Origin of the sequence: Streptomyces shaanxiensis (genome assembly GCF_039537145.1) — a bacterium.
Lineage (GTDB): Bacteria > Actinomycetota > Actinomycetes > Streptomycetales > Streptomycetaceae > Streptomyces > Streptomyces shaanxiensis.
Window position 1 is genome coordinate 287805 of the sequence record NZ_BAAAZY010000024.1, and the last position, 18338, is coordinate 306142.

Genomic DNA, 18338 nt, shown 5'->3' on the forward strand with positions numbered 1-18338 from the left:
GCACCGTCCCGGAGGGCCGCAGCCGTATGACCGAAGCCATCAGGACGCTCCCCGGACCGCTCGGCCCCGCGCCCGTCCGCACGCTGGCCCTGTGCCTGGTGAGCACGGCAGCGACCGGCGCCGGCCTGCTGCTGCCCGCCGCGCTCGGCCGGACCCTCGACCTGCTGCTTGCGCAGGCTCCGGCGACTCGCTGGGTGCTGTACTGCGCCGCGATCGTCCTGCTGCTCACGCTGCTCGACGCGTGCGAGACCGTGCTGCGCGGCACCGTCGACGCCGGCACCACCGCCTGGCTGCGCCGCCGCCTGACCGGTCATGTCCTGGCCGTCGGCCCGCGCGCATCCGAACGCTTCGGCCCCGGAGACCTCGTCGCCCGCCTCGTCGGCAACGCCGCCCAGGCGGGCACGGCACCGACCGCCCGCGCGGCCCTGCTCGCCGCGCTCGCCGGACCGGTCGGCGGCATCGTGGCCCTCGCTCTGATCGACCCGTGGCTCGCGGCCGTACTGCTGGCCGGAGCACCGGTGCTGGCGCTGCTGCTGAGGGCCTTCGCCCGCGACACCAGGGAGTGCGTGGCGAGCTACCAGAAGGCGCAGGGGCGGATCGCCCAGGCGCTCTCCGAGGCCGTCCGCGGGCACCGCACCATCGAGGCGGCGGGGACGGCCGGCCGGGAGACGGCACGGATCCTGCGGCCGTTGCCCGAACTGTCCGAGGCCGGGCACCGCATGTGGCGCGTGCAGGGGCGGGCCGCGGGCCGGTCCGTGGCCGTGGCCCCGCTGCTCCAGCTCGGCGTCGTCGCCGTCGCCGGGGTCCTGCTGGCCCGGCACCGGCTGACGGTGGGCGAGGTACTGGCGGCCTCCCGGTACGCGGTCCTCACGACCGGCGTCGGCGTGCTGGTCGGACAGCTCGCCGGGCTCGCCCGGGCCCGTGCGGCGACGGAACGCCTCCACGAGGTCCTGGCGGAGCCCGCCCCCCGCTACGGCGAGCGCGGGCTTCCGCCCGGTCCGGGCGGGCTGGAACTGCGCGGGGTGGCCGCCCGGCGCGGTGGGCGTGCCGTGCTCGACGGCGTCGACCTCGTGGTGCCCGGCGGGACGACCATGGCCGTCGTCGGCCGGTCGGGCGCGGGCAAGTCGCTGCTCGCCGCGATCGCCGGACGGCTGACCGAGCCGGACGCGGGAGAGGTACTGCTCGACGGCGTGCCGTTGCGCGACCTCACCCACGACGCGCTGCGCCGGGCCGTCGGCCACGCCTTCGAACGCCCGGCTCTGCTGGGCGGCACGGTGGAGGAGGAGATCGGCATGGCACTGCCCTCCCCCTCCCCCGCCCGCGTGCGGGAAGCGGCCCGCACGGCCCACGCCGACGACTTCATCCGCCGCCTGCCCCAGGGCTACGCCACCGCCGTCGCCGACGCCCCACGCTCCGGCGGCGAGTCCCAACGCCTCGGCCTGGCCCGGGCCTTCGCCCACGGCAGCCGCCTCCTGATCCTCGACGACGCCCTCTCCAGCCTCGACACGGTGACCGAGACCCGCATCACGGCCGCCCTCGTCGACGGCGGCGAGCGCGACGGCACCCGCCTCCTGATAGCCCACCGCGCCGCGACCGCAGCCCGCGCGGACGCGGTGGCGTGGCTGGAGGGAGGACAGGTGCGGGCGGTGGGGCGGCACGAGGAGCTGTGGGAAATCCCGGGGTACCGGGCGGTGTTCGCGGACGGGGAGCGACCGTGACCGAGGACGTCAAGCGGCGCGGACCTCGCCTCCTGACGGAGCAGTGGCGGGTCTTGGTGCTGCATGAGGAGCGGTCGGAGAGCCGCGCAGCACCGGACGGTCCTCGCGAACGGGGAACGGCCATGCCCAGGGGAACGGCCATGACCAAGGGCATCGGCCGACACGGGCCCCGCCTCCTGACGCAGCAGCGGCGGGTCCTGGTGCGGCATGAGGAGCGGTGGCAGATCCCGCAACAGCGGGCCGCGTTCGCAGACGGGGAACAGCCATGACCGAGGGCATCCAGCGGCGCGGACTCCGCTTCCTGACGGACCGGTGGCGGGTCCTGGTGGGGCTGGGTGCCTGGTCGGTTCTGGAGACCGGGCAGACCTTTCTCACCGGGTTCGCGCTCGCCCGCGCTCTGGACGAGGGGTTCCTGGCCGGACGACCCGGGACCGGGCTGGCCTGGCTCGGGGTGGCCGGGCTGGCCGTGCTCGTCGGGGCGTACGGCACCGTGCGGGTGTATGGCGCGGTCGCGGCGCTGGCCGAGCCGCTCCGGGACCGGCTGGTCGAGCGGGTCGTCTCACGCGGGGTACGGGAGGCTGACGCGGGGGCGCTGTCCGGACTGACCCAGCAGGTCGAGATCGCGCGGGACACCTTCGCCGGGCTGGTGATGGTGTCCCGTTCGTTCGTGTTCACCTCTGTCGGCGCGGTCGTGGGCCTGGTGTCGCTCGACCCGCTGCTCCTGCTGGTCGTCGGGCCTCCGCTCGCCGCGGGCCTGGGCCTGTTCGCGGCGACGCTGCGACCACTGGCCCGCCGCCAGGAGACGTTCCTCGCCGCCGACGAGGCGCTGGCCGACGGGCTCGGCTCGGTCTGCCCCGGGCTGCGGGACATCACTGCGGCCGGTGCGGAGAAACGGGTCGCGGCCGCCACCCGGTCCCGTGTCGACGCCGAGCTGCGGGCCGCCCGCTCCCTCGCCCGTTGGGGCGTCCTGCGCGTGGCCTCGCTCGCCCTCGGCGGCCACCTCCCGATCGTGCTGCTCCTCGCCTGCACGCCCTGGTTGCTCGACAGTGGCGTCACCCCCGGCGCACTCGTCGGCGCCCTCGCCTACGTCACCCAGTCCCTGCTCCCCGCCCTGCACAACCTGGTCCACGGGCTGGGCACGAGCGGGTCGCGGCTGGTGGTGGTGCTGCGGCGGCTGACGCGGGAGGCGCCCGGCGGGGCCGAGGCAGAGCCCGGGGCCAGGACTGAGGTCAACCTTGAGTCGCCGCCCCGCACATGTCCTGCCGAGCGCCCACCCGCCCTCTCCCTCACCTCCGTCACCTTCGCCTACGGCCCCTCCGCGACCCCCGTCATCGACGACTTGGACCTCACCCTGGCGCCCGGCGCCCACCTGGCCGTCGTCGGCCCCAGTGGCATCGGGAAGTCCACGCTCACCGCGCTGGTCGCCGGGTTGCTGGAACCGGGCCGTGGCACCGTCCGGCTCTGCGGGCACCCGGTGCCCGGGCCCGAGGCCGCCGCACTGCGGGTACTCATCCCGCAGGAGGCGTACGTGTTCACCGGCACGCTCGCCGAGAACCTCGGGATGCTGCGCGCGGCCCCCGTGCCCGAGGCGGAGCTGCTCGCCGCGGCGGGGGCCGTGGGGCTCCTGCCGTTGCTGGAAGCGCTCGGCGGGCCGGCCGCGACGGTCGATCCGGCGGCGCTCTCGGCGGGCGAGCGGCAGCTCGTCGCCCTGACCCGGGCCTACCTGTCGCCGGCCCCGGTCGCCCTGCTCGACGAGGCGACCTGCCACCTGGACGCGCAAGCCGAGGAACGCGCGGAGCGGGCCTTCGCGGCTCGGCCGGGCGGCACCCTGGTGGTCGTCGCGCACCGCATCAGCTCGGCCCGCCGCGCCGACCGGGTGCTGGTCATGGACGGCCGGCACACGGCGTACGGCACCCACGAGGAACTCCTGCGCCGATCGCCGTCGTACCGCGATCTCGTGGGCGGCTGGACGCCCGTGCCGTCACAGCCAGCCCTCGCCCTGCGAGATCCGGATCGCGTCGATGCGGTTGCGGGCACCGGTCTTGCGGGTGATGGCGGCCATGTAGTTGCGCACGGTCCCGTGGGACAGGTGCAGGCTCCCCGCGATCTCCGCCACCGAGGCCCCCTCGGCGGCGAGGGATAACACGCTCAGCTCCCGCCGGGTCAGCGGCATCTCGGCGGCCTTGAGGAAGCCGAAGCCCAGCGAGTCGTCGATGAAACGTTCCCCCTCGGCGACGCGCCGGATCCCGCGCACGAGGTTCTCGGGCGAGCTCTCCTTGTCCACGTAGCCGAGCGCCCCGGCCTCGGCGGCCCGTTTCAGCAGGCCCGGCCTGTTGGCGCCGGCGAGCACGAGCAGCCGTGGCGGTGTCCGGCCCGCCTCGCGCGCGCAGAGGTCGCCCAGCGGCGGGATGCCGTAGGTGTCGGAGCAGTCGAGGTCGGCCGCGCAGACGTCCGGACGCACGGATCGCAGACGGCCGGGCGCGCTGTGCCACGAGGCGTCGAACACCCCGAGGTCCGGTTCCCGGCGAAGCCACTCCGCCAGGACCGATCTGACCAGACACGCGTCGTGCACCAGAAGCACCCGGATCACTGCCCGTCCTTTCGGCTTGCCGTACGCCGGTTTCGTGGTGAGGAGCGCGTGCCCCATTGTTCGCGTCCCGCACCGCCACCGGGCGCGAAGAACCGGCCATCAGGGTGCGCGGGGGCGCACGTGCGGCGCCCGTACGCTGCGGCGCGCTTCGACTGCGGGGGCATGGGTCGGTGGAGAAGGGGTATGCGGCGGATCCCGCCGTGGTGCGGGTCCTCCTGCGCCGGTGCACGAGCCCCGCACCGGTGCGGCCCGCGTCTGCCAGCGCACCCCCGCGCCCGCCCGGCAGTCCACCGCGTACTCACCACCGCCGCCCACTGCAGACTCACCGACCCCCTCCCCGCAGGCTCACGCGGCCCCCTCACCGCACCCTCACCGCCCGCTCGCCGTGCGCGAAGGGCCGTGAGGGGGGAGATTTGAGCCCTGGGGCCCGGCTTGCGCAAGCGGCCCGGGTCGCCTCCGGGGCGCGCCTGTGCGAGGAGGTGGTCGGCGTGTCCGACGGGCAGACGTCCGCCCAGGCGCCGGCGGCCGCACGGACGCGGGTCGGCCGGCCGCTGCTGTCGCTCGCGCTGGCCTCGATGATGGACGAGGTGCAGGCGCACTCCGGTGCCGTGTATCTGCTGGCGGCCGACGAGCGCGTGCTGGAGATGGCGGTGATGGCCGGGCTGCCCAGGGCGTTCGCGGCGCCGTGGGAGCGCGTCGGGCTGAGCGCGCCGATCCCGGTGGCCGAGGCGGTGCGGGAACGGCGGCTGGTCTGGGTCGGGGGCGAGGAGGACATGGCGGCGCGCTATCCCCGTATCGCCGTCGTCCTGCCGTATCCGTTCGCGCTCGCCGCGCTGCCCGTGGCCACCGAGTCCGCCGCGTACGGCGCGATCTTCGTGACCTGGCCCGGCTCGCATCCGCCGGAGCTGTCGGACCGGGAGCGGGAGCACCTGACGGCCGCCTGCAGACGGCTCGCGGTGCGGCTGGAGCGGGCCATGGAGGACAGCCGCCCGCCGCTGCCCGAGCCCGATCTGGTCGCGGGGCCGGCGTTCAGCGGCGCGGCCGGGACCCTCGGCACGGTGGAGGCGGCACGGATGGTGTCGCGGCTGCCGTACGGGCTGTGCTCGCTCGATCTGCACGGCCGGATCAGCTTCGCCAACCCGGCGGCGGCCGAGCTGATCGGCCTCCCGGTCAGCAAACTCCTCGGCAACCAGCTGTGGGCGACGGTGCCCTGGCTGAACGACCCCGTGTACGAGGACCGGTACCGGGCCGCGCTGATGAGCCAGCACACCACGTCGTTCGTGGCGCTGCGCCCGCCAGGGGACTGGCTGTCGTTCCGTATGTATCCGAGCACGACCGGCCTGAGCGTGCGCATCAGCCGGGCCCGCGCGGTGGCCGAGATGAGTCGCAACGGGCCGCAGCCGGGCGACACACCGGCCCGCCTGGTGACGATCTCCCAGGTGCTGAGTCTGGCCGGTGCGCTCACCGAGGCGGCGGGTGTGCAGGACGTGGTGCAACTGGTCGCGGACGAGATCGTCCCTGCTGTCGGCAGCCAGGCCCTGGTCGTCCTGGGATCGCGGGCGGGCCGGCTGCATGTGCTCGGTCACCGCGGCTATCCGGATCCGCACATCGTGGAGCAGTTCGACGGGCTGCCGCTCGCCGAGCGGACTCCGGGTGCCCATGCTCTGACCACCGGGGTGCCCGCGTTCTTCGACTCCCGGCAGGAGCTGGAGCGGCTGTATCCGGCGCGGCAGGCGACCCCCGACGGGTTCGCGGCCTGGGCGTATCTACCGCTGATCGCCTCCGGCCGGCCGGTCGGCACCTGTATGTTCGCCTACGCCGAGCCGCACCCCTTCCCTGCGGACGAGCGGGCGGTACTGACCAGCCTGGGCGGGCTGATCGCGCAGGCGCTGGAGCGAGCCCAGCTCTACGACGCCAAGCACCAGTTGGCGCACGGCCTGCAGGCCGCTCTGCTCCCGCACTCGCTCCCGGAGCTGCCCGGCATCGAGGCGGCCGCGCGCTATCTGCCCGCCACGCAGGGCATGGAGATCGGCGGCGACTTCTACGACCTGGTGCCGACGGAGCAGGGCCTGACGGCGGCGGTGATCGGGGACGTGCAGGGGCACAACGTCACCGCGGCCGGCCTGATGGGCCAGATCCGCACCGCCGTACGGGCGTACACGACCGTCGGCCAGGCGCCCGAGGAGGTCATGCGCAGCACCAACCGGCTGCTGCTCGACCTCGGTTCCGACCTGTTCGCCAGCTGCCTCTACCTGCGCCTGGATCCGGCGCACGGGCGGGCGGTGATGGCCCGCGCCGGGCATCCGCCGCCGCTGCTGAGACGGCCGGACGGACGGGTGCGGGTGCTCGATCTCGCGGGTGGCCCGCTGTTGGGCATCGACGGCTCGCCCGCCTATCCCACGACGGAGGTCGACCTCCCGCCCGGCAGTGTGCTCGTCCTCTACACCGACGGGCTGATCGAGTCCCCCGGCGTCGACATCGAGGACGCGCTCGCCGACCTGGGCCGGGTGCTCGCCGAGGCCGGGGAGCGGCCGCTCGACGAACTGGCCGATCTGCTCGTCCGGCACAGCACGGCGGTACGCGACCGGGTGGACGACGTGGCGCTGCTGCTGTTGCGGGCACGGGGCTGACGGTCCGGGCACGAACGTGGTCCGGCCCTCCCGCCGGAGGGCCGGACCACGTTCGTGTCGATCACTCGGATCCGTGCGTCGGTATACCTGTGTCGGATCCCGACGTGCCGGTTCCGGAGGTGTCAGTTCCCGACGCCGTTGCCGATGATCTCGCCGAGGCCGTTGCCGGTGCCCTCGGCGTTGCCGTTGCCGACCTCCTCATCGGCGCCGGCTTCCTGGCCGGCTCCGGCCTCTTCACCGGCGCCCGCTTCCTCACCGGCCCCGGCCTCTTCACCGGCGCCTGCCTCATCGCCGGCTCCGGCCTCCTCACCCGCGCCCGCGCCGCCCGCGGCGTCGCCGCCGAGGGTCGCGCCGACCGCCTCCAGGGCGGTGGTCACCGGCTGGAAGAAGGTCTCGCCGCCGACCGTGCAGTCACCGCTGCCGCCGGAGGTGAGGCCGATCGCGAGGCCGTCCTGGGTGAACAGGGAGCCGCCGCTGTCGCCGGGCTCGGCGCATACGTTGGTCTGGATGAGCCCGGTGACCGTGCCCTCCGGGTAGTTCACGGTGGCGTCGAGCCCGGTGACCTGGCCGTCGCTCAGCCCGGTGGTGCTGCCCATCCGGAAGACCTGCAGACCGACCTCGGCGTCCGCGGCCTGGCTGATCGCGACGGTCTGGTCGCCGAGGTTGACCTCGCTCGGCGCCTGGGTCGCCGGGTCGTCGTACTTGACCAGCGCGAAGTCGCCGTCGCCCGGGAAGGTGGACTGATCGACGGTGGCGATCGGCTGGCCGCCCTCGGCGTCCGACCACTCGTTGCCGGCGAGTGTGCAGTGACCGGCGGTCAGGAATGCGGGGGTGCCGTCGCCCGCGGTGACGTTGAAGCCCGTGGAGCAGCGTGAGCCGCCGGCGAAGATGGCGTCACCGCCGGAGAGGAACGTCTTGAAGGTGCCGGCCGACTTCTTGACGGTCGCCATGCCCGAGCCGAGGCTCTGGACGGTCGACTCCAGCTGGTCCCAGTTGTCGCCGGTGACGGTGCTGTCGGCGGTGACGAGGATCTTGTTCGTTCTGGGGTCGACGGCCCACGCGGTACCCGGGATGGTCGCCTCGGACTTCAGGGTCTGCGCGCCGGACGCGAGCTCGTCCAGGCTGTTCTCGACCTCACGGACCTTCGCGCCCGCCTGCTTCGCCTGGACGATCACGTTGTTGTTGTCGCCCGGGACGACGTTGACGACGAGCTGCCGGCTCTCGGCGTCGTAGTAGGAACCGGCAAAGGCGTCGCCGAGCAGACCAGCGAGCTGCGAGGCGAGATCCGACGCGTCCCCCGCCTTCAGGGTCTTGGGGGCGGCGGCGGTGTCCGACGCGCCGTCCTGGGACGCGTTGGCGTTCGGCAGCAGGATCGCGGCCGCTCCGAGCGCCACCACGCTCCCCGCGGCTATCGCGGCCTTGCGCTTCGGAATTCGCTTGTGACTCAAACTTCTCGACCTCCTGGGGGACGGGGTCTGTGCCGCCGTTCGTGCGGCAGCTGTTCGGGGCGCCTGGTTGGCAGTTGGTACGCACGGGTCGCGTGGTGCGTTCAATTCCGTTTGTGCGCGCCCTACTCGAAACACCGAATCGGCCAAGGACCACATCTGGGAGTCCGGCGGCGGGAACAATCCCCCATATGACGATGACCACCGCCGAAGCCGACAAGATCCTCTCCGCCAATTTCGCCCCCTGGGTCCTCGAGCTCGGCCTGTCGGTCGAGTCGGTGGAGAGCCACCGCGCGATCCTGCGTCTGCCCTGGTCGGAGGGGCTTGCCCGGGAGGGCGGCGCACTGTCGGGGCAGGCGCTGATGGCCGCCGCCGACACCGCGACCGTGATCGCCGTGTCGGCGGCGCGCGGGGCGTACGGGCCGATGACGACGGTGCAGCAGTCGACGTCTTTTCAGCGCGCGGTGATCGGTTCGGATGTCCTGATCGAAGCGGTCGTCACCAAACTGGGCCGCCGGATGGCCTTCGCCGACATCTCCATGACCGTTGAGAGTTCGGGGGACATCGCGGCCCGGGCGAGCACGGTGTACGCCCTTCTGGGCTGACACGATCCGCTACCGATCAGTAACGGTCAGTTGAGAACCTCGACCGGAATCCCGGCTTCAGGGAATCTACACATTCAATGCTCAACGAAGTCACCGTGCACCGGGGTTCTGCACAAGGGGCTACCCACGGTCACCCCCTTGGGGCGGGAGTGTCGGATTCGCCGCCGCACCGTCCCGAGTCGCCTGTAACAGAAGCAACAGCCCGTCCGAGCCGATGCTGTGACGCTTGTGAAGAAGTCGCCGACGAGGCGTGCGCATGTCTGCACGGATCGATGCCTCCGAGGCTCAAGTGCCCTGGTGGGACCGACGTTTGATTGGAAGCCCGCACCCGCAGCGTGCTTTGATCCATCGCACCGCAGGGGCCACTGACGGTTCCCGGAAACGGGCGCCCGGCACCCGCGGTCGCGGCCGTCATCTGTCCCCAGAGGGGGCCGCTCCCCCTTGTGAAATACCCATTAGGAAGGGAAGTTCCATCATGAACTCCACCCCCCAGGTTGCGACCGTCGAGATCTCCGACGCCGAGCTCGACAACGTCTCCGGCGGCCTGCAGGTCAACGCCGTGAACGGTGCCCTCGACGCTGTCAACGGCATCGCCCCGGTTTCCGGCCTGGTCGACACGGTCGTCGGCACCGTGGAGGGTGTCACCGGCCTGAACACCGCCCCGGTCTCGGGCCTGGTCGCCGGTCTCTGATCGCGCCTTTGTACCGCTGAGTCCCGGAGCCGTTCCCCGGTTCCGGGACTCTCGGGTGCCGAAAAACAAATCCGGCACCACTCGCAAAACGACCGGCTCTCTCGAGCGCCGGTCTCCCGTCATCATCAGGTGAGGGATAGTTCCGTGCAGTTCCGCCAACAGGCCCTCGCCAAGCTCCAGTCTCCGGAGGAGCTCGATCTTCCGGTGCGCTTCGCCCGCCCCCAGGGCTGGCTGGTCCTCTCCGTGACGGTGGTCGTGATGGCCGCCGCCTCCGTGTGGGCGGTGACCGGCTCGGTCACCTCCACGGTCAGCGCGCCCGCCATCCTCACGCACGGCCAGGGCAGCTATATCCTGCAGAGCCCGGTCGCCGGCCAGGTCACCGCGGTCGTCGCGAAACAGGGCGAGCGGCTCCCGGCGAACTCCCCCGTCCTGAAGGTCCGTACGGCCGAGGGCGAGACCGTCGTCCGCACGGTCGCCGCGGGCCGGGTCACCGCGCTCGCCGCCACCATCGGGCAGATCATCTCCACCGGCGCGAACGTCGCCGCCGTCGAGAAGGTCGCCCGCACCAAGGACCCGCTGTACGCCACGGTGTACGTCCCCGCCGAGAACGCGGCCTCCATCCCCGACAAGGCGGCCGTGGATCTCACCGTCTCCTCCGTGCCCACCCAGGAGTACGGCGTCCTGCGCGGCCATGTGAAGTCGGTGGACCGCTCCGCGCAGTCGGCGCAGCAGATCGCCGCGTTCCTCGGGGACAACCAGCTGGGCGAGCAGTTCACCAAGGACGGCAGGCCGGTCGCCGTCCTGGTGAAGCTGGACAAGAAGTCGAGCACGAAGAGCGGCTACGCGTGGTCGTCCGCGGACGGGCCGCCGTTCGACCTCACCTCCATGACCCTGGCCTCGGGCTCGATCCGGCTGGCCGACGAGCGTCCCGTCGATTGGCTGCTGCCGTGAGCGCCGCGCAGGAGACCCGCAGCAGGCGCCGCGCCGCCCCGCCGAAGCGCCCGGTGCCCAAGGGACGGGTGAAGACCGTCCGCACGCCCACCGTGCTCCAGATGGAGGCAGTGGAGTGCGGCGCCGCCTCCCTCGCGATGGTGCTCGGCCACTACGGCCGCCATGTCCCGCTGGAGGAGCTGCGCATCGCGTGCGGTGTCTCCCGCGACGGCTCGCGCGCCAGCAACCTGCTCAAGGCGGCCCGCAGCTACGGCCTGACCGCCAAGGGCATGCAGATGGACACGGCCGCCCTCGCCGAGGTGCAGACGCCGGCCATCCTGTTCTGGGAGTTCAACCACTACGTCGTCTACGACGGCATGGGCCGCCGCTTCGGTCGTCGGGGCGTGTACATCAACGACCCCGCCAAGGGTCGCCGCTTCGTGCCCATGGAGGACTTCGACGGCAGCTTCACCGGCGTCGTCCTGGTCATGGAGCCCGGCGAGGGCTTCAGCAAGGGCGGCCGCAAGCCCGGCGTGCTCGGCGCGATGCCCGCCCGTCTGCGCGGGACCGCGGGCACGATGCCCGCAGCGGTGCTGGCGAGCCTGTTGCTGGTGGTGGTCGGCGCGGCGGTGCCAGCGCTGAGCCGCACCTATATCGACATGTTCCTCATCGGCGGCCAGACCTCCCTGCTGAGCGTGCTGTTCGCGTCCATGGGGGCCAGCGTCCTGCTCACGGTCGTGCTGACCTGGCTGCAACAGGCGAACCTGCTGCGCGGCCGCATCATCTCCTCCACGCTCTCCAGCGCCCGCTTCCTGCGCCATCTGCTGCGGCTGCCGGTGACGTTCTTCTCCCAGCGCAGCCCGGCCGACCTGGTGCAGCGGCTCCAGTCGAACGACGCCGTCGCCGAGACGCTCGCCCGTGACCTCGCGGCGGCGGGCGTGGACGCGGTGGTCGTCGTCCTCTACGCGCTCCTCCTCTACACCTACGACCCCCAGCTCACCTTCGTCGGCATCGGCGTGGCCCTGCTGAACGTGGTCGCCATGCGGGTCGTCATCCGCCTGCGCGCGACCCGTACGGCGAAGCTGCGCGCGGACAACGCCCGGCTCACCAACACCGCCTACACCGGTCTTCAGCTGATCGAGACGATGAAGGCGACCGGCGGCGAGGACGGCTACTTCCGCAAGTGGGCGGGCCAGCACGCCACCACGCTGGAGGAACAGCAGCGCCTCGGCGTCCCGAGCGCCTGGCTCGGCGTGGTCGCCCCGACGCTCGCCTCGCTCAACAGCGCGCTCATCCTCTGGATCGGCGGCATGCGGGCGGTCGAGGGTGGCATATCCGTCGGCCTGCTGGTCGCCTTCCAGGCCCTGGTCACCCGCTTCACCGCCCCGATCACCCGCCTCAACGGCGTCGCGGGCCGCATCCAGGACTTCGCCGCCGACGTGGCCCGCCTCAAGGACGTGGAGAACTTCGAGGCGGACCCGCTCTACGGCCGCCCCGGCACCGGCGAGTCGACGCGCCGCCTGCACGGCCACGTCGAGCTGCAGAACATCACCTTCGGCTACAGCCCGCTCGACAAGCCCCTGCTCACCGGCTTCGACCTGACCGTCGGACCGGGCCAGCAGGTGGCTCTGGTCGGCGGCTCAGGCAGCGGCAAGTCGACGGTCTCCCGCCTGATCTCGGGCCTGTACGCCCCCTGGGAGGGCGTCATCCGCATCGACGACCAGCGCATCGAGGACATCCCGCGCGGCGCGCTCGCCGCCTCCGTCTCCTTCGTCGACCAGGAGGTGTTCCTCTTCGAGGGCACGGTCCGCGACAACGTGGCGCTGTGGGACCCGTCGATCCCGGACGACGCCGTGGTGGACGCGCTGCGTGACGCGGCGCTGTACGACATGGTCATGCGCCGCCCCGGCGGCATCCACAGCAGGGTCGAGCAGGACGGCCGCAACTTCTCCGGCGGGCAGCGTCAGCGCCTGGAGATCGCCCGGGCGCTGGTGCGCCGCCCCAGCATCCTCGTCCTCGACGAGGTGACGAGCGCGCTGGACGCCGAGACCGAGCAGGTCGTGATGGACAACCTGCGCAAGCGCGGCTGTGCCTGTGTGGTGATCGCGCACCGGCTCAGCACCGTGCGCGACAGCGACGAGATCGTCGTACTCCAGCACGGCACGATCGTGGAACGCGGGCGGCACGAGGAGCTGGTGGCGCGCGGCGGCGCATACGCGGCACTGGTCAAGGAGCGGTGAGATGACCTCCGTCCACGAGGGTGACCTCGTCCTCAACGCGCTCGGTCAGATGGGCACGCGCATCGACTGCGCCGGCTTCAACCGCCTGGACCTCGAAGGCCCGCAGGTGCTGTGGCTGGTCGCGTCCGGCGCCGTCGACCTGTTCGCGGTGGACGCCGGGCAGCAGGGCCACTGGCACCACCTCGGCCGCCTGGAGGCGGGCTCGCTGCTGCTCGGCCCGGTGGCCGGGCCCCAGCACACGCTGGTCGCGCGCCCGCTCAGGGACTGCGTCGTGCACCGCATCGGACTGCGCGAGCTGTACCAGCCCGCGAACACCCAGACCTGGTCCTACGACGAGTACGGCAACCCCCAGTACATCCCGCCGACGACGAGCCCCCTGGAGTACGCCCTCGCCCTGGGCGTCGGCCGCAGCCTGACCATCCTCTTCCAGGCACCGATGGCCACCGAGCGGGCCGCCGAGGTGACCGACGACGACGTCTTCTGGATGCAGGTCCCGCCGGGCAGTGTGCAGTACGGCTCGCTGTACGGCGCGGAGGCGGCCGCCGACCTGCTGATGGACCCGGCGGTCTGGCAGTCCATGGTCGACCAGCAGTACCGCCTGCTGACCACGCTGGACCGCTGGATCGAGCAGCTGGAGCGCACTCACGAGTCGCGTACGGCGGAGGGCATCAAGGCCGGCGAGGCGGTGCGCGCGCAGGCCGACCAGACGCTGCTGGCGTCCATCGGCAAGCGCGGCGACAAGCGGACGACGGCCGCCGACGCGGACGCCAGCTACGCGGCCTGCAAGCTGGTCGCCGAGGCGGCCGGCATCATCCTGGCCGAGCCCGCGCAGAGCGGCACCGAGAGCGACCGTCTCGACCCGGTCGAGCGGGTGGCTCTCGCGTCGCGCGTGCGCACCCGGGCCGTACGGCTGGACGGGCGTTGGTGGCGGGACAACGTAGGACCGCTGGTGGGCCACCGGGCGCTGTCGGGCGCGCCCGTGGCGCTGCTGTGGCGGCGCGGCGGCTATGTCGCCGTCCATCCGGCGACCGGCCGTGAGACACCGATCGAGAAGGCCAACGCGGAGGAGTTCGAGCCGCGTGCGGTGATGTTCTACCGTCCGCTGCCCGACCGCGCGTTGAGCCCGCTGCGGCTCCTGCGCTTCAGCATGCGGGGCACGGGCGGCGATCTGACGAACCTGCTGATCAGCGGCCTGGTGACGGTCGCGATCGGTGCGCTCGTGCCGATCGCGACCGGCAAGGTGCTCGGCGAGTTCGTACCGAAGGCCCAGACCGGGCTGATCGTGCAGTTCTGTCTTGCTGTGATGATCAGCAGCGTGGTGGCCGCGGCGTTCATGCTGCTGCAGAACCTGACGATCCTGCGCCTGGAGGGCCGTATCGAGGCGACCCTCCAACCGGCCCTGTGGGACCGGCTGCTGCGGCTGCCCACGAAGTTCTTCACCGAGCGCTCGACCGGCGAGCTGGCGAGCCAGGCCATGGGCGTCAGCGCGATCCGCCGCCTGATGGCCGGAGTCGGCCCCGTCGTCGCGCAGTCGGTGACGGTGGGCGCGATGAACCTGTCGTTGCTGTTCTGGTTCAGCGTGCCGATGGCGCTGGCGGCGATCGGCATGCTCGTCGTCATCGCGGCCGTGTTCCTGGGGCTCGGGCTGTGGCAGGTGCGCTGGCAGCGGCGGCTGGTGGTGCTCAGCAACAAGCTGAACAACCAGGCGTTCCAGACGCTGCGCGGCCTGCCGAAGCTGCGGGTCGCGGCGGCGGAGAACTACGCGTACGCGGCCTGGGCCGACCGGTTCGCGCGCAGCCGTGAGCTCCAGCAGAAGGTGGGGCGGATCAAGAACCTCACCGCGGTGCTGGGCGCCGTGTATCTGCCCCTGTGCACGCTGGTGATGTTCATGCTGCTCGCGGGCCCCGCGCGCGGGTCGATGTCCGCGGCGGCGTTCCTCACCTTCAACACGTCGGTGACGATGCTGCTGACCTCGGTCACCCAGCTGACCGGCGCGTTCGTCTCGGTGGTGGCAGCGCTGCCGCTGTTCGAGGAGATCAAGCCGGTGCTGGACGCGACGCCCGAGGTGCGCACGGCGAGCACCCGTCCGGGCCCGCTGACGGGGTCGATCGAGGCGCGCCGCCTGTCCTTCCGGTACTCCGACGACGGTCCTCTGATCCTCGACGACGTGTCCTTCGACGTACGCTCCGGCGAGTTCGTGGCGATCGTCGGCCCGAGCGGCTGCGGCAAGTCGACGCTGCTGCGCCTGCTGATCGGCTTCGACAAGCCGGTGTCCGGGAGCGTGCTCTACGACGGCCAGGACCTGTCGGCGCTCGACCAGTCGGCGGTGCGCCGGCAGTGCGGGGTGGTGCTCCAGCACGCCCAGCCGTTCACCGGGTCCATCCTGGACGTCATCTGCGGTACGGAGCCGTACACGCCGGAGGAGGCGATGGCGGCGGCCGAGATGGCGGGGCTGGCCGAGGACATCAAGCGGATGCCGATGGGGCTGCACACCATCGTCTCGGGCGGCGGCGCGGTCTCCGGCGGCCAGCGGCAACGGCTGATGATCGCCCAGGCGTTGATCCGCCGCCCGCGCATCCTCTTCTTCGACGAGGCGACCAGCGCCCTGGACAACGAGACGCAGCGCACGGTCATCGAGTCGACCAAGGCCCTCAACGCCACCCGCATCGTCATCGCGCACCGCCTGTCGACGGTGCTGGACGCCGACCGCGTGATCGTCATGGAGGACGGCAAGGTCGCCCAGCAGGGCCCGCCCGCACAGCTCCTCGCGGACACGAACGGGCGGCTGCACGAGCTGGTACGGCGCCAGATGGCGTGAGCACGCATCAAGTCCGGGGAAGCTTCAGGGGTTCGTCCGGCAACCCCTGGGGCGTGGCCCCGAGGACGGCCCTGACCCCGCCCCGGAGCCTTCCCTGATTCCGGTCCCGCACGGTTGCGCCCCCGAATGGATCACTGTCACGTTGATCATGCGGGCGACCCCCGTGATCCGTTTCGCAGGACTCTCGGAAGGGACTTCATGCAACCGCTCTTCAGGGCGCTCACCGGAGTGCTCGCCGCCGGATTATTACTGGCCGGAGCGTCGATCCCGATCGTGGAGGCGGCGGCAGCCGACCCTCGGGGCCATGGCTCCACGAAGCAGCAGGCGATCGACTGGAAACCCTGCCCGCAGGACGCCACGGCGCAATGCGGGACCCTGCGCCTGCCCGTCGACCGGGCCCGGCCGTCGGGCGAGACGTTCGACATGGCGGTGGCCCGTCGCAAGGCGACCGATCCGGATCGCCGGGTGGGTGTACTGCTGGTCAACCCGGGTGGGCCGGGCGCTTCGGGTGTGGCCTTCGCGGTGGACCAGGCCAAGTCCCATTTCAGCGCGGACATCCAGGAGAGGTTCGACATCGTCGGCTTCGACCCGCGGGGCGTCGGCCGCAGCCATCCGGTGAAGTGCTCCACCGAACTGCTGGGCCAACAGCCGTCGGTCCACCCCCGCAACCAGGCGGAGTTCGATCGACTCGCCGAGTTCAACCGCGCGTTGCGCGAGGACTGCCGACGCCACACCGGCCCGCTCTTCGACCACGCCGACACCTTGAGCGTCGTCCGGGACATGGACGCACTCCGCGGGGCGCTGGGCGAGGAGAAGATCAACTACTTCGGCCACTCCTACGGCACCTTGATCGGCGAGCAGTACGCGGAGGAGTACGGCGACCGCATCCGGACCATGGCCCTCACCGCGAACATCGACCACAGCCTCGGCGCCCGGGAGTTCCTCGTCTCCTCCGCGGCCGCCGCCGAGGACTCGTTCCACCAGTTCGTGAAGTGGTGCGACCGCACCAGCTCCTGCGCCCTGCACGGCCGGGACGTCACCGCCGTATGGGACCGCCTGCTCGCCAGGGCGGACCGCGGGGAGATCCGCGACCCGGAGAGTGCGGACCGGATCCTGACCGCACACGAGATCACGTTCGACGCCTTCATGACGTTCTACGGCCCGGACCGCGACGAGCTGGCCACCTATGTGGCGGGCCTCGACGCGCAGGAACCGAACGAGCGGCAGCGATCCGAGCAACCCCGGCAGGGCCAGCCGGCGCTGTCGCGCGAAGCGGAACAGCAGACGAAGGCGGAACCGTTCTACGCGGTCTTCTGCCAGGACTGGCGCATCCGGGCGAAGGACTACCGGGAGTACGCCCGGCTGACCCAGGCCGAATTGCGGGCCGCACCGCACATGCGCGGCTCCCCTCGCGTACACCGCGCGGTGGCCGGGTGCGTCGGCTGGCCCGACGAGGTGAACAACCCGCAGCACCGTCTGCGCATCACCGAGGCACCCAAGATCCTGATGCTGCACTCGCGGCACGATCCGGCGAACCACTTCACCTGGGCGGCCAACGTCCACCGGCAGACCCGCGGGACGACCGTCCTGCTGCCGTACGAGGGCGCGGGGCACAGCGTCTACGGGCGCAGTGACTGCACACGTGACGCCGTGGACGACTACCTCATGGAGCTGAGGCTCCCGATGGCCGGGAGCAGTTGCGCCCCCGCCGGGACGGGCTGATCACTCAGGCTTCCAGGCCCGGGTCACTCAGGCCTCACTCAGGCGTCCATGCCCGGGACCGGGGCGCCGGACGGGACGCCGACGCTCACATAGCCGTCGTAGATCTCCTTCCAGGGCGCCTCGGCCCCGGCGTGCGGCCCCTCGAAGCGCTCCCCGCGCGCGTGGGCGTCGAGGGCGGCCAGGCAGACCTCCCAGCCGGCGCCGTTGCGGGCGGCCGTGTTCTCGGCGGCGAGGACGTTGGTGAGCGTGAAGCGGGTGCGCTTGTCGTCCAGGGCCTCCAGGTCGAAGCGCAGCTCGTCGCCGCCCCACTCGAAGGACAGGTGCCGGGGCTCGTCGACGGCGATCACCCGGCCGGTGGAGTCCTCCATGTTGGGGTCGCCGCCGAACTTGATCGTGCCGCCGGGGCGCAGGTCGATGTCGGCGCGGGACGGGAACCAGTGGGCCAGTTCGTCGGCGTCGGTCACGAACTGCCAGACGCGTTCGACGGGATGGTCGTAGGTACGGCTGAAGCGGACGGCCGGGCGGCCGTCGTCCAGGGTCAGAAAGGTGCCGGTGAGGTCGGCGGTCATGGTGGATCAGTCCTTCGTGGTGGGTCCCTCGGTGTCGTGCGAGGTCTCGTCCGACGCCTCTCGCCCCGTCTCGTCGAGACGACGGCCCAGGGCGTCCAGGCTGCGGTTCCACAGCTTTCTGTACGGGGCCAGCCAGGCGTCGAGCGCGGCGATGGGGGCCGGATCGAGGGCGTAGACGCGGCGCTGGGCGTCCTGCCGCACCCGTACCAGGCCCGCCTCCCGCAGCACCTTCAGATGCTTCGACGTACTCGGCTGGCTCAGCCCGCACCCCTCCACGATCTCCCCCACGGGCCGCGGCCGCTCCAGCAGCAGCGCGACGATGGCCCGCCGATGGGGATCGGCGAGGGCGCTCCAGAGGGAGGCGTCGTCGGACATGCGAC

The 18338-nt window shown here is 72.1% G+C and carries 13 protein-coding genes and 1 pseudogene; 10 read left to right on the top strand and 4 right to left on the bottom strand.

What is annotated here, in order from left to right; translation table 11 throughout:
* Positions 1-26: 26 nt before the first annotated feature.
* The 3 genes from ABD932_RS35665 (at position 27) to ABD932_RS44130 (ending at position 3861) form a co-directional block, all read left to right on the top strand.
* The gene (locus ABD932_RS35665) at positions 27-1718 is read left to right on the top strand and encodes an ABC transporter ATP-binding protein (RefSeq protein ID WP_345019382.1); all 1692 of its coding nucleotides are present in this window, start codon (positions 27-29) and stop codon (positions 1716-1718) included.
* A 122-nt stretch (positions 1719-1840) separates the two neighbouring features.
* On the top strand, positions 1841-1987 hold the full coding sequence (locus ABD932_RS35670; protein WP_345019384.1) for a hypothetical protein: 147 nt from the start codon (positions 1841-1843) through the stop codon (positions 1985-1987).
* Positions 1984-3861, top strand: a complete 1878-nt coding sequence (locus ABD932_RS44130) for an ATP-binding cassette domain-containing protein (RefSeq protein ID WP_425587568.1) — start codon at positions 1984-1986, stop codon at positions 3859-3861. Before ABD932_RS35670 ends, ABD932_RS44130 begins: the two co-directional genes overlap by 4 nt.
* On the opposite strand, the pseudogene ABD932_RS35680 reads toward ABD932_RS44130, so the two are convergent.
* Positions 3784-4365: pseudogene (locus ABD932_RS35680) on the bottom strand (LuxR C-terminal-related transcriptional regulator); the annotation flags it as partial. The gene ABD932_RS44130 and the pseudogene ABD932_RS35680 overlap by 78 nt on opposite strands.
* Before the next feature lie 422 nt (positions 4366-4787).
* Here ABD932_RS35680 and ABD932_RS35685 point away from each other — a divergent pair.
* Complete coding sequence (locus ABD932_RS35685; protein WP_345019828.1) at positions 4788-6938, top strand: SpoIIE family protein phosphatase; 2151 nt, start codon at positions 4788-4790, stop codon at positions 6936-6938.
* A gap of 122 nt (positions 6939-7060) precedes the next feature.
* Here the strand turns inward: ABD932_RS35685 and ABD932_RS35690 are convergent, their stop codons facing one another.
* Positions 7061-8386, bottom strand: a complete 1326-nt coding sequence (locus ABD932_RS35690) for a S1 family peptidase (RefSeq protein ID WP_345019388.1) — start codon at positions 8384-8386, stop codon at positions 7061-7063.
* A 188-nt stretch (positions 8387-8574) separates the two neighbouring features.
* Here ABD932_RS35690 and ABD932_RS35695 point away from each other — a divergent pair, with 188 nt between their 5' ends.
* From ABD932_RS35695 to ABD932_RS35720, 6 genes are all read left to right on the top strand, one after another.
* Positions 8575-8988, top strand: coding sequence for a PaaI family thioesterase (locus ABD932_RS35695; protein WP_345019390.1), 414 nt, complete (start codon positions 8575-8577; stop codon positions 8986-8988).
* 475 nt (positions 8989-9463) lie between these two features.
* Complete coding sequence (locus tag ABD932_RS35700; RefSeq protein WP_030052098.1) at positions 9464-9679, top strand: hypothetical protein; 216 nt, start codon at positions 9464-9466, stop codon at positions 9677-9679.
* A 144-nt stretch (positions 9680-9823) separates the two neighbouring features.
* On the top strand, positions 9824-10630 hold the full coding sequence (locus ABD932_RS35705; protein ID WP_345019401.1) for an HlyD family efflux transporter periplasmic adaptor subunit: 807 nt from the start codon (positions 9824-9826) through the stop codon (positions 10628-10630).
* On the top strand, positions 10627-12849 hold the full coding sequence (locus tag ABD932_RS35710; protein WP_345019403.1) for an NHLP family bacteriocin export ABC transporter peptidase/permease/ATPase subunit: 2223 nt from the start codon (positions 10627-10629) through the stop codon (positions 12847-12849). Before ABD932_RS35705 ends, ABD932_RS35710 begins: the two co-directional genes overlap by 4 nt.
* A 1-nt stretch (position 12850) precedes the next feature.
* Positions 12851-15667 carry an NHLP bacteriocin export ABC transporter permease/ATPase subunit gene (locus ABD932_RS35715; protein ID WP_345019405.1) on the top strand — a complete coding sequence of 939 codons (2817 nt, stop codon included), beginning with the start codon at positions 12851-12853 and terminating at the stop codon, positions 15665-15667.
* Positions 15668-15865: 198 nt separating this feature from the next.
* A complete protein-coding gene (locus tag ABD932_RS35720; RefSeq protein WP_345019407.1) occupies positions 15866-17389 on the top strand; it encodes an alpha/beta fold hydrolase in 1524 nt (507 codons plus the stop codon).
* Positions 17390-17427: 38 nt separating this feature from the next.
* On the opposite strand, the gene ABD932_RS35725 is transcribed toward ABD932_RS35720, so the two are convergent.
* Together ABD932_RS35725 and ABD932_RS35730 are read right to left on the bottom strand one after the other, a co-directional pair.
* Positions 17428-17958 (bottom strand): SRPBCC family protein, encoded by a 531-nt coding sequence (locus tag ABD932_RS35725; protein ID WP_345019409.1) that lies wholly within the window; start codon positions 17956-17958, stop codon positions 17428-17430.
* Positions 17959-17964: 6 nt separating this feature from the next.
* Complete coding sequence (locus tag ABD932_RS35730) at positions 17965-18333, bottom strand: ArsR/SmtB family transcription factor (protein WP_345019411.1); 369 nt, start codon at positions 18331-18333, stop codon at positions 17965-17967.
* Positions 18334-18338: the final 5 nt, after the last annotated feature.